Genomic DNA, 12,147 nt, shown 5'->3' on the forward strand with positions numbered 1-12,147 from the left:
CCCCACACCCGCCCCCTCCCCCCCACCACCCCCGGCCTCCCCGCCAACTGGTGATCCACGAGCGGCCGTACGACTGTCGCCCGCCCCGCAACCGCCTCTCCTCATCACCGCCGCGAAACTTGCATCCCCCTGCCATCACCACCACGAACCGCGCCTCCTCATCAAGGGGGCGCGGTTCTTCCACGCCTAGAACCGGACGAGGAGCCCGGACCGGCCAGTGACCGCACGAGCCGAACCAGCCAATGACCGCACCAGTCGGGCCGGCCAATGACCGCACCAGTCGGGCCGGCCAATGACCGCACGAGCCGGACCGGTCACTGACCGCACGAGCCGGACCGGTCACTGACCGCACGAGCCGGACCGGTCACTGACCGCACGAGCCGGACCGGTCACTGACCGCACGAGCCGGACCGGTCACTGACCGCACCAGTCGGGCCGCCACGTCTCCACCGAGTCGGGCCGGCCGCTCTCCGACGACTCCGACGACCGTGGCTCAGCGACGCGGGTACATCGGCGCGGCCGCCTCGGCGCCATCGCCTCGCTCATCGTGGCCCACCATGCCCTGGCCCGCGCCCACCTGACTGTCATCGACTGGACGTGCGTCGACCTGACCCGTAGGACCTGCGCAGCCGCCTCTGGAGACGACCGCGGAGGCGAGCAGCGTCCAGGAACCGGCGGTTCGCGCGTACACCTCGACGGTGCCCACGTCCTCGCGGACGGCCCCCTCCCGCGCTCCGGCCATGGCTCCCGGTGCCCCGACGGTCAGCGAGATGGTGATGGTCGTGTGCTCGCCGATCGGAAGAACGCCGTCCACCCGCAGCCCGGAGACGGTCACATCCGGCCCGAACACCTCGGCGCCGGCGGCCAGCACGATCTCGGCGTACGCGACGGCGGGCAACACGGACCCCCCGTCCGGCCGATCCCCCCACGGGAACATCGCAGGACCCACATCAACACTCCAGGCATGCCGATCCTCCCCGGGCAACTCAACATGCGGCCCCAGCAACGGATGCCGACCCGCCACCCCACCATCCGGACCCAACAGGGACCGACGCCCGACGTACGACTCCTCTAGCGGACGATGACCGGCCGAGCCGGATGGCACCTCCCTGACCCAGTGCCAGCGGTGCTCCCACGGTGGCATGGGCACGTCGGCGACCCGGCCAGGGACGGTGGGCGCGGGCAGAAGGCCGTGCACCGTCAGCGTCGCGAGCGCCTCGTGGAAGGTCACGGTGTCGTCGGTCTCGGGCGGCTCGCTCCCGTCCGCACCCCGTGGGGCCCGGCGCAGCAACGGCACCACCAACGCGCCCTCCACCGTCTCACCGATCGCCTGCGCGACCAGCGGGTGCGCGTTGACCTCGACGAACGCCGTGAACCCGTCATCGGCGGCGGCCGCGATCGCGTCCGCGAGCCGTACGGCCCGCCGGGTGTTGGCCGCCCAGTAGTCGCCGTCGAAGTCCGGGACCTGGCGCGGGTCGTTCAGCACCGTGGAGTAGAAGGGCACATCGGCCGCGCCGGTGCGAAGACCCGCCAGCTCCGCGCGCAGCGGGTCGAGGATCGGATCGACGGCCGGCGAGTGCCCGGCACCTTCCACCTGGACGAGCCGGGCCGGCAGTCCTTGCTCCTCGGCCCGGACGGCCACCCTGGCGAGTTGCTCCGCATCCCCGGCCAGCACGGTCTGCCGGGCGGACGACCGGACGGCCACGTGAACGTCGGCACAGCCGAGGGCGAACCCGAGCGCGGCCACGGCGTCGCAGCCCAGCACCAGCATCGCCCCGCCACCCGCCTCCGCGACACCGTCCAGCAGGCGCGACCTGCGCGTGATCACCTTGACCCCGTCGGCGAGAGACAGCGCCCCCGCCGTGACGGCAGCGGCGACCTCACCCATCGAATGGCCGACCACCGCGCCGGGCTCGGCACCGTACGACCTCAGCAGAGTCGCGAGCCCCATCTGGAGCCCGAAAAGCGTGGTCATCGTGCGGAAGACACCGGTCACCCGCTCGCCGCTCTCCAGCACCTCCGCCAGCGAAAACCCGGCCTCCGCCGCGACCAACCCATCGATCTCCTCGATGGCCCCCGCGAACACCGGTTCCTCGACCAGCAACCGCCGCCCCATCCCAGCCCGCTGCGCCCCATACCCAGAGAACACCCACACCGGCCCCCTACCCTGCCCGGCCGTCACACCAGCAACACGCGGCGCCCTCACACCGACACCACCAAAACGCGCCGTACTGACACCTGCGTCCGCAATGTGAGCTGGGGTCACGTCAGTACCCGCGATGTGAGCAGGGGCCCCGTTGACGTCGGCAATGCGCGGAGTGGTCACGCCGGCAATGCGCGGTGCTCGTAGTGCGCTGGCGAGCGACGCGCGGTCGCGGCCGACGACGGCGACCGCCGCGTGGCCCCGGCCAAAACGCCGGCTCAACGTGCGGGCGACGTCGGACAGCGGCGTGTCCGTGGTCTCCAGCCAGTGCGCGAGCCCGGCGGCGTACGGCCCGATCCGCCCGCCCTCGACGTCGGAGAGCAGAAACGTATGCACGACCGGCCCGCGAGCACGACCCGGCCCACCCGCGCCCTGAACCTCGGCAGGCGCCTCCCCCAGGACGAGGTGCACGCCCCCACCACCGCCCCCGAACCCGGAAACCCCGGCGACCGCCGGCCCTCCACTCTCCGGCCAAGGCACATCCTCATGCACGCCCGGCGCAGTGTGGGGTGGGTTCGGCGCAATGTGGTGTGCACCCGGCGCAGTGTGGTGTGCATCCAGCGGAATCCGCCTTTCGCTCAGCGCGAGAACCACCCTGATCAGCCCCGCGACCCCCGCCGCAGGCTCAAGCCGCCCCAGATTGAACTCAATCGAGCCGACGACTACGGGCCGGTCCTCACCGGAGTACACCGCCGTACCGTGGATGAGCGCCAGCACGCGATCGCCATCACGCCGCGCGTCGAACAATCGCTTGAGAACAAGCGCCCCGCAACCTTCAGCGCGCACCGTGCCTTCAGCGGACACCGTGCCATCGGCGGGCACCGTGCCATCGGCGGACACGTCCACCGCCTCGCACCGCCCATCGGCGACCGTCGTACCGCCTGGGTGCAACGTCCCAGTGGCCATCGGCGACAGCAGAACATTGACACCCCCGACCACCGCGAGGTCGCTCTCACCGTCCCGCAGGGACCGCACGGCCAGACGTGCCCCCTCCAGCGACGACAAACAGCCCGTATCCACGCCCACCGACGGACCACGCAGCCCAAGCACATAGGAAAGTCGCTCCGCGACAACACTCAGCGACGCCCCACTCGCCGCCTCGGGAGCGGAGACTCCGACGAAGACGCCGGTTCGGCTGCCGCGCAGGCTTGCCGGGGCTACTCCGGCGTGCTCCAGCGCCTCCCACGCGACCTCCAGCATCAGCCGTTGTCGTGGGTCCATGACGTCGGCCTCCTCCGGCGTGATGCCGAAGAACCGCGAGTCGAAGCCGGCGATGTCATCGAGGAATCCCCCAAGGCGGGCGACCTCGTCGAGCGAACCGTCATCGAACGCGTCCCAGCGACCGTCCGGAACCTCCCGGATGGCCGCCGGCACACCTTCAAGCAGAAACCGCCAATACTCCCCCGGCCCGGACACACCGCCAGGCAGACGGCAACCAACACCGACCACCGCAACCGGCTCGGAAGCCCCCGCGACCTGCCCGCCCACCACAACCGGCCCAACGGATCCCGCCACACCCAGCTCACCCACCACAGCCGGCCCGTCGGATCCCGTCACACCCAGCTCATCCACCACAGCCGGCCCGTCGGATCCCAGCACACCCTGCCTGCCCACAACGACCGACTCGGCAGAACCCCCTGGAAACAGCCGACTCACCGCAGTCGGCTCGGCAGCATCCCCCGAAACCTGCCCTGCCCGCCCGTGTCCGGCTCCCCCAAGCTCACTTGCCACCATGTGTGCCCCCCGTTACAAGCGGTGACGCCGGAACGAACACTGAAGCCGAAGATGACCGCGATCCCCCACGGAACGCCAGGTTTCGGGGCGACCCTATCGAACATACCTAACGTGCATCCATAGCCGACATGCATAACATGTATGTAAGAAGCACGATATTTTCCGGAAACCAACCGACCACCCAGCGAACGCCAGCAGAAGCCCAGGTCAGACCCACCCTCCCGATCCACCTACCGGGGCAAAACCACACGCCACCACCCAGCCCTGCGAGCCCGACCCTTCACAGCCACCACCGAAGGAGTCATGAAGGTGTTACGGACCGGCGCTATCACGGTCTCGAGGCGTGTCACTGCCGCGGGCATGGGTAACGCCATCAGGAGAACGATCGAGCCCACGTGACGACGTGGAGGTCCACCTCGGTGAGGCTTTGCTCGTTACCGCGTGCGGCCAGGACCTGAACCCACGAATATCGGTGGTAGCCGGTGCGAACGCAGAACTGAACTTTCTCGTTCAATGCCCTTTGACTGACACCACCATAGTAGGCGGTGGCGGCTTCGCATATGTCGCGAGATGGCGCCCCGGGCCCTACTAATGCCAGGTCGATGCCAGGCAATCCAGCCAATCGATCTGCACGCAGCCGAAGGTCTCCGCCACCACAAGAACTCGACACATTCCAGTTCCTCGCCGTGGAGTCAAGATCCGTGCAATAACCTTCCACGAGGGTGAACCTGCCCTGGTTGAGGATTTCCTCGTCCCCTTCCACCGGCGGTATCGCCGCCACACTGGCGGTGGGCTCCCCGCTTGCCGGCGTACCCGAGCCCGCGCCCCCCACCGTCGGCGTAGGGGTTTCACTCGGCGTGGGGGACGGTGACGGAGACGGCTCGGGAGTCGGCTCTACAGGAGGCGCTGATGCCGCCACAGTCGCTTGAGGAGTCGTCGACGACCCATTCCGGGTGATGACCAGCGCGGCGACAGCGCCCGTCAGCACCAGGACGAGGCCGAACAATACGACCATGGTGATGATCACCGTCTTGTGCACACGTGGGGGTGGCGGCGAGTGGACTCCCGTCGGCCGCGTCGACTGAGTCGGTTGCGCGGGCAGGTAGATGGTCTGCCGGGGTTCAACCGGTGAATCTTCGCGGGGACTCAGCGGCCTGCCGGGGAGTGGGAATTCTTCGTGTCCGTTGTCCCGGCCCTGCTTTTCCGGGTCGCGCTCCGACATTATGCCCTCGCCTTCCGGGTGACGGCGTTACACGTCACCTATGTGGACGTGTCCAAGCCCACGGCGGTTTACGGCCCATAGCAGTCCGACATCAATTCCGGAATCTCAAGTGGACTTGCCGCATTTGTCTACAAACCGGCGAATACCCACAACACGCCGAATCGCCCATAAATCAAGATAAATCGGCCCATAGACAACCGATAGATTGGATCACCGAGACGATCTCGGCCGCTGTGCTCTACTGGTCGTCCTTGACGTGTGCGGCGATGCGCAGGGAGAGCAGTTCGTCATCAAGGTGGCGAACGTGTTTGTTCGCCTCCCAGGGGCGGAGGTGAGCGCGGGCTTGGCGGATGGCGTGCGGGAGGCGTCCAGAGGTGTGGGTCCTGGTCAGACGGGCCGCGTCGCGGATCCTTGCTACGGCTGAGGGGATTTCGCGTTTGGCCGTGAGCGCGTTCGCGTAGTACAGCAGGGCTTGACCGCGTACCAGCGCGGGGGTGGTCGAACCGGCCAGTGTTCGCTCCGCGGATCTGATGGTGTCCTCGAAACGTCGCAACGTCAGCAGGCACTCTGCCGCGTGGTTCTGCATCCAGTCGGGCGTGCACCAGTACAGATAGACGGGATCAGCCTCGTCAGGCGGACGTTGGACCAGCTTGAGCGACTGGTCGAGCGCGCGCTCGCTGTCGATGAAGCGCCCATCGTGCGCCAGTACGCGGGCAAGGTTCATCATGTGCACGGACCGGGCGAGAACACTGCGACAGTGCCGGATCCATCCCTCCGCCGCGTAAGCGTGATCGAGCGCCAGCCCGACCTTGCCCTGGTCGATGGCCATCCAGCTCATGCAGGTGTGCAGGTAGATGATCAGAGCGGGCTCGCGGACCTCGTGAGCCGCTTCCAGGGCTTCCTCATATCGCCGACGCGCTCCCGCGTAGTCCATCAGGTCGTAGTGGAGGTAACCGGCGAGCTGGCTGAGCTGGGCGTAGGTGTGGGTGAGGCGGACTCGCAGGCTGGGGAGCAGAACCTCCTTGTCGAGCAGGCCGGTGACCAGGATGCGCTGGGAGTCCACGATGGGGAGCACGGTCTCGGGGCCGAACTCGTCGTCCAGGCGGCGGCAGTGAGCCGTCAGCTTCTCGACCACCTCGACCGTACCGGCGTCCACCCGGCCAGGAGTGCGCACCGCCGCGACCAGCCGATCCTTCTCCGGCGGGGACAGATGACGCAACAACACCACGGCCGGCGCGCCACCCAACGCCAGAGCGAGCTCGAACAGCAGATCGCGTCGCTTCACATCGGCCTCCTCGACTCCGAGGGCGCGCAGCAGCGCGGCGCACTCCGACGACGCCGAACCCGGGCCCAGCGCCGGGACCAAGGCTGAACCTGGGACCAGACCCGGGACCGAGACCGGAGACGTCATGCCGCGCGTGTACACCGCTTCCGCTTCCATGCTGGCACGCACCGGCTCCGGGCCTGGGACGTGGCGATGCTGGTGGGAGTCGAGGTGGCGGTGGTCCGCGCGGTCGATGAGGTCGCGGTCGCGCACGGTGTAGGAGGCGTACACCTCGTCGGTGACCAGCCGCCGGGCCGTGGTGCGATAGACGCGCGCGAGGATCGCCAGCGCTCTGGCGCCCGGACGCCGTTCCGAGCCCGGCCACGCCTCGAAGACGTACAGCCGGGCCTCGCGCAGCGCGGCCGTCCCGGCCGGGTCGAGGTCGTTGTACGCGGCGACGGCCTCGGCGCCGGTGAGGCCCCGAGCGTAGCGGTGCAGCTTCAGCGGCCCGACGTCGTGGTAGAGCGCGAAGATGTCGGCGATCTGGTCGAAACCAAGGCCCTGCGCGCGAAGGATCTCGCTGCGCCTCCGGCAGTCGAGGAGAACGCGGTAGCCGTCCACGGACATCTCGAGGTGCCTCCTTTCACGGCATCCCCTACATGCGAAGGTAATTCACTGGTCACGTATCGTACACGACCAATTACGGCGAGGTGGGGCTGGCGGGGAAGCCTGTGGACGCCTCCTCGGGGAGACCTGACGGCGCGCGCCGTGCCGTTCGGGCAGGTCAGTAAGGGGATGATCGGGTAGTCGCGTACGGCCCGCTCGGGGGTCCGCCATGGGTGGTGCGCCCGGCCAGAGTTCGGGGTTATGCAGAATTCCTCCGCTCCCTCGGCCGGCCTGGTCTGGAGCCGGGCCTTTCCCGGGAGACTCGACCAGGCGGCACACGCTCGTAGGTTCGTCCGGTTCCTCCTAGAGGACACCCCGTGTGCCGACGACGCCGAACTGATCGTCTCCGAGCTCGCCGGCAACGCCCTCCGCCATACCCGCAGCGGCACCGAGGGTGGGTCCTTCCTGGTCGAGGTCACTCTGGCGCGCCCGCCGGGTACGCCGGGGGTACGGGAACGCGGCGGGTACGTCGGCGTCCTGATCTCCGTCCACGACGACGGAGGTGGCGGCGTCCCCCGCCTCCTGGACCACGGCACGCCTCCGGGCGCCGAAAACGGCCGCGGCCTCGCGATCGTCACCGCCCTCGCCACCCGCGTCGGCTTCCAGGGCGCCCCCACCCTGGGCCACACAGTGTGGGTCTACGTCAGGACGACGAGCGCATAAGGCGCTGCCAGCCGGCTGGCGTATCCGAATGCCTAGTCAGGCGCTTCCCATACTGTCAGGTTCCAGCTTCTTCGGATTTTGGAGATCGATCGCCAGGCTAGTTGTGCATCGATGGTGAATGCGTGCCGGGCGCCTGCCAAATCGTCGAAGATTCGGCTGCCGCGGACGCGATCGACGGTCAGGTGGCTGGTGAATATCTCTTCCAACGTCGCACAGAAGTAGATGTAGGTGGCGAACTCCAGCGATGGCCCGTCGAGGGGGTGGTCCAGCAGCGACTTCAGCACCTGTCGTGTCGCGGGAACCCTGTCGCGACGGGCGAGCCCGTGCATCAGGTCCAGGACGTCCAGAGGCATGGTGTGGTCACGTGCCGACTCCACAATGGCACGCGCCTTGTTGCACAGCTCTTCCCGGATCACCGCGGCGCAGATCGGCTCCAGCTTCGCACCGTCCGACAGGCCGCGCCCTATGCTGATCACGCTTCGCGCGGCTCGGATGAGGTCACGCGACAAGCCACCGGACAGGCAGTGGCAGAACGCGATGTACGGCTCCGCCAGACCTACGACGCGACGGTTCAGTAACCGCAGGGATTCGTCGTAGACGAGGAGGCCGACCCGAATGATCTCGTCGAAGGAACTGTCGAACGCGTCGCGGAAGGGGAGTCCTCGACGTTCGAAGGCGTTCATCGCGTCGTCGGACACCGAGATCATGAAATAGGTGTTCGGGAGCCCGAAGATGCCCTTGATCTCGTTGAGGAAACGCTGTGCGTCCTCACCCGACCCGATCTTGTCCAGCTCGTCGACGCCGATGTAGACGCTGTGCGCCGGCCGGAGGAACACCGCCACGTCCCGGGCATAGGCGCGGAAGGCCGAGACGATCTCCGGATAGCTGAGCGGCTGCTCCGCCCGGGAGCGGTTGTAGGACACCTGGCCTTCCACCCAAGCAGGTGCTTTCACCCCGCCTGACCAGCCGGAAGTGAATGTCTGCAGGTACCGGATCTGTGCCAGGTGCCCGCGCGCACGCACGACCAGGCGGGCGGGCCGGCCGGCCCGCCGTGCGCTTCTGTGGCGGTAGGCCGCGATAAGCAAATGGGCCGTACCCGCGCCGACGGTCACGAGGGAGATCAGCTGGGCGGTCTTTTCAGATGAGGTGAAGAGTGCGTTAGCGACCTCTGCCGGGATCAGCGATGCGGCTGTTTCGTAGAATCGCTCAAGGATCGGCGTCAGAAGGTCCGCCAGAGTCGCCAGGGTCGACACGGCCTCCTCCGGCCACTCGACCACGGCCCACGCCACCAGCCAGTATGCGAGAACAATACGAGTAAGACGAAACGCGAAGCGTGGTCTGCCGACAGTGGCGAAGTAGCGCAACGAGCGATGACAGAAGGTCGCGAAAAGATGCAGGACAAAGTCGCGTGGGGCGTATTCCACCGGAGCGGACACCAGGCACCGCAGATCGGCCTGATCCGTCATCTCCGGGGGCTCCTGGCAGTATCGCCGGATGAGTGTGGACTTACCTGAGCCCCGTGGCCCCGCAAGGCCGATGCTGGCACTGGACAGGCGGTTCAGCAGGTCGTCGAGTTCGCGGGTGACGACCGTGGGCACGTGGTACACGCTGTCGAAGGCCTCGCTGAGTTCCGGATGCCCTGTCACGCTGAAGTCGTGGTCGAACCGGTCCTGCCGTCGTGCGTTGACGCGCTGACGCAACTGGGCCGTTAGTTCGTTCTCTTCCAGCGCCCTGACGAGGGCGCCGCGAGCCATCCACGCCGTTCCAGGGACAAAAGCCAGTGGTCGCACCAGCCTGTACACGCGGTCGAGAAGGACAGGCGCCACGGGTCTGGTGCTCACCCAGGAGCCGAGCAGAGCCAGCCCGCCAATGAACAGTGTGGGCACCTCGACGAGCCAGGGAATCGTCCAGCCAACGAGCAGGCTGAACAACAGCACGCTGACCCCGAGAACCGTCACCGTGTATCCGATTGCGGCCAGTCGCCCTTTGAGATGGCCCCTTGCGATGTCGAGGCCAATCAGGTCGACCCATTCGTCCAACCTGCGTCTGCCACCGTCACGTGCGAGCAGGTAGGCGTTGTACTCGTAGGGTACGGCGGCGAAGATCTCCTCGGCCTCCCGCATCATCTCTATTCTGATAGGCAGTGGCCGCACCCCGACATAGTCGAACCCGTCACGGATCTCCGGGTCCTTCAAAGCCTTGTTCAGCGCCCTCGTGTACAACTCGCGAAGGGCCAGGTCCTGGCAGAGAAGGTCGGCGGGGAAAACAGACTCATTCACCACATGAGCACGATAAGACGGTTCAGGCCGGGGGTGGGGATTGGAGGCCGGGGGTGGTTACGGCGTCGGTGAGGATTCGGCGGGCTTGGCGGACCACGGCCTCGTCTACGAAGCGGCCGTCGGAGAGGGCCACGGCGCCTACGCCGGCGGCGGCCACGATGTCGTTGGCGGCCGAGATCTCCTGTTCGGTGGGGCGGTAGGCGGCCTCGATGACCGGGAGCTGGGAGGGGTGGATGGCGGCGCGGCCGCGGAAGCCCATGTCCCGGCCGGCGCGGCAGGACTCGGCCAGGCCCTCCAGGTCGTGGAAGTCGGTGTAGACCGACTGGACGGGGGCGGGCAGGCCGGCGGCGCGGGCGGCCACCACGATGCGCGAGCGCGCCCAGGACAGGCCCGCCTCGTCGCTGACCCCGAGGTCGGCGCGCAGGTCGGCCTCGCCGATGCCGACGCTCGCCACCGACGGGTCGGCCGAGGCGATCTCGTAGGCCCGTTCGAGGCCGATGGCCGACTCGATCAGGGGGTGCAGGTCGATGCCCGGCACGGCCTGGGCGACCTCACGCACCTCTTCGGCCGACTCGACCTTCGGCAGGCGGATCCCGGCCGTGCCGGAGGTCAGGGTTCCGATCGCGTGCAGGTCGACCTGGCCCTGGGCCGTGCGCGCATCGTTGATCCTGACCTGGACGCGCGGCTGCGGCACCGAGAGGAGCCGGACGACCTCGGCCCGTGCCAGTGCCTTGTTCTCCGGTGCGACGGCGTCCTCCAGGTCGACGATCACCACGTCGGCGGGGCCGGCGAGCGCCTTGGCGACGAGCGCGGGACGGTCGGCGGGCGCGTAGAGCCAGGTCAGCAAGTCGTCATCTCCTTGAAGGGCTTCATTGGTATGGGCGCGTCCGGATCGCTGTTGGCGAGACCGGGCGGGGTGGCGGGAGGCATCAGATCGCTCCCTTGTCGCGTAGGGCGGTTATGTCCGAAGGGGAGAGGCCCAGGTCGGTGAGGATGGTGTCGGTGTCGGTGCCGTGGGGGCGGCCGGGCCAGGTGATTTCGCCGGGGGTGTCCGACAGGCGGAACATGACGTTCTGCATCCGGAGGGGCCCGAGGTCGGGGTCCTCGACGGTGGTGATGGCGTCCAGGGCGGTGAGCTGGGGGTCGGTCATCACGTCCCGGACGTCGTAGATCGGCGCCACCGCCGCCTGGGCCTCGTCGAACGCGGCGAGGACCTCCTCGCGAGTGCGCGCGCCTATCCAGGTGGCGACGGCCTCGTCCAGTTCGTCGGCGTGCTCGACGCGGCCCGCGCCGGTGGCGAACCATGGTTCGGTGATGTGGTCGGGCCTGCCGACCAGGCGCATGACGCGTTCGGCGATGTTCTGCGCCGAGGTCGAGACGGCCACCCACGTGCCGTCCGCGCACTGGTAGGTGTTGCGCGGCGCGTTGTTCACGGAGCGGTTGCCGGTGCGCGGCGGCACGATCCCGAGCCGGTCGTAAATCGTCGGTTGCGCCCCGAGGACGGTCAGGAGCGGTTCGATGATCGACATGTCGACCACCTGCCCGGCTCCGGTCGATTCACGCGCGCGGAGCGCGGCCATCACCGCGTACGCGGTCGCGAGGGCGCAGATGCCGTCGGCGAGGCCGAACGGGGGCAGGGTGGGCGGGCCGCCCGGTTCGCCGGTCATCGCGGCGAACCCGCTCATCGCCTCGGCCAGCGTGCCGAACCCGGGCCGTTTCGCGTACGGGCCGAACTGGCCGAAGCCGGTGACCCGGGCGAGGACGAGGCGGGGGTTGGCCTCGCGGAGCCGGTCGTAGGAGAGGTTCCAGCGCTCCAGCGTGCCTGGCCTGAAGTTCTCGATGATGACGTCGGTGTCCCGCGCGAGGGCGAGGAGCAGGTCCTGGCCCTCGGTGGCGGACAGGTCGAGGGTCATCGTCCGCTTGTTGCGGCCGAGCATCTTCCACCACAGGCCGCCGGGGCCGTGCCCGCGCGAGGGGTCCGGCCGGGTCGGGTGTTCCACCTTGACGACCTCGGCGCCGTAGTCGCCGAGCAGCATCGCCGCCATCGGGCCGGCGAACAGGGTCGCGAGGTCGAGTACCCGGATGCCCTCAAGGGCCTTCATCACGTTCCTCCATG

At 68.4% G+C, this 12,147-nt stretch carries 6 protein-coding genes; 1 reads left to right on the forward strand and 5 read right to left on the reverse strand.

Going from position 1 to position 12,147, the window contains the following annotated elements; translation table 11 throughout:
- Positions 1-493 precede the first annotated feature (493 nt).
- A complete protein-coding gene (locus tag NYZ98_RS13110) occupies positions 494-3,778 on the reverse strand; it encodes a type I polyketide synthase (RefSeq protein WP_262843002.1) in 3,285 nt (1,094 codons plus the stop codon).
- A gap of 1,619 nt (positions 3,779-5,397) precedes the next feature.
- Positions 5,398-7,050 carry a hypothetical protein gene (locus NYZ98_RS13115; protein ID WP_262843004.1) on the reverse strand — a complete coding sequence of 551 codons (1,653 nt, stop codon included), beginning with the start codon at positions 7,048-7,050 and terminating at the stop codon, positions 5,398-5,400.
- Between the two features lie 240 nt (positions 7,051-7,290).
- Between NYZ98_RS13115 and NYZ98_RS13120 the strand changes: the two genes are divergently transcribed.
- Positions 7,291-7,752, forward strand: coding sequence for an ATP-binding protein (locus NYZ98_RS13120; RefSeq protein ID WP_262843006.1), 462 nt, complete (start codon positions 7,291-7,293; stop codon positions 7,750-7,752).
- Positions 7,753-7,784: 32 nt separating this feature from the next.
- On the opposite strand, the gene NYZ98_RS13125 is transcribed toward NYZ98_RS13120, so the two are convergent.
- From NYZ98_RS13125 to NYZ98_RS13135, 3 genes are all read right to left on the reverse strand, one after another.
- Positions 7,785-10,034 (reverse strand): hypothetical protein, encoded by a 2,250-nt coding sequence (locus tag NYZ98_RS13125; protein ID WP_262843008.1) that lies wholly within the window; start codon positions 10,032-10,034, stop codon positions 7,785-7,787.
- 19 nt (positions 10,035-10,053) lie between these two features.
- On the reverse strand, positions 10,054-10,878 hold the full coding sequence (locus tag NYZ98_RS13130) for an HpcH/HpaI aldolase/citrate lyase family protein (protein ID WP_262843010.1): 825 nt from the start codon (positions 10,876-10,878) through the stop codon (positions 10,054-10,056).
- An 82-nt stretch (positions 10,879-10,960) separates the two neighbouring features.
- Positions 10,961-12,133 carry a CaiB/BaiF CoA transferase family protein gene (locus NYZ98_RS13135; protein WP_262843011.1) on the reverse strand — a complete coding sequence of 391 codons (1,173 nt, stop codon included), beginning with the start codon at positions 12,131-12,133 and terminating at the stop codon, positions 10,961-10,963.
- Positions 12,134-12,147 lie beyond the last annotated feature (14 nt).

This window comes from Sphaerisporangium corydalis (assembly GCF_025506355.1).
Taxonomy (GTDB): domain Bacteria; phylum Actinomycetota; class Actinomycetes; order Streptosporangiales; family Streptosporangiaceae; genus Sphaerisporangium; species Sphaerisporangium corydalis.

What these genes read in the sequence shown, in the direction of transcription:
- NYZ98_RS13115 (WP_262843004.1), bottom strand. Translation starts at nt 7,050, where the DNA reads ATGTCCGTGGACGGCTACCGCGTTCTCCTCGACTGCCGGAGGCGCAGC.
- NYZ98_RS13120 (WP_262843006.1), top strand. Translation starts at nt 7,291, where the DNA reads ATGCAGAATTCCTCCGCTCCCTCGGCCGGCCTGGTCTGGAGCCGGGCC.
- NYZ98_RS13135 (WP_262843011.1), bottom strand. Translation starts at nt 12,133, where the DNA reads ATGAAGGCCCTTGAGGGCATCCGGGTACTCGACCTCGCGACCCTGTTC.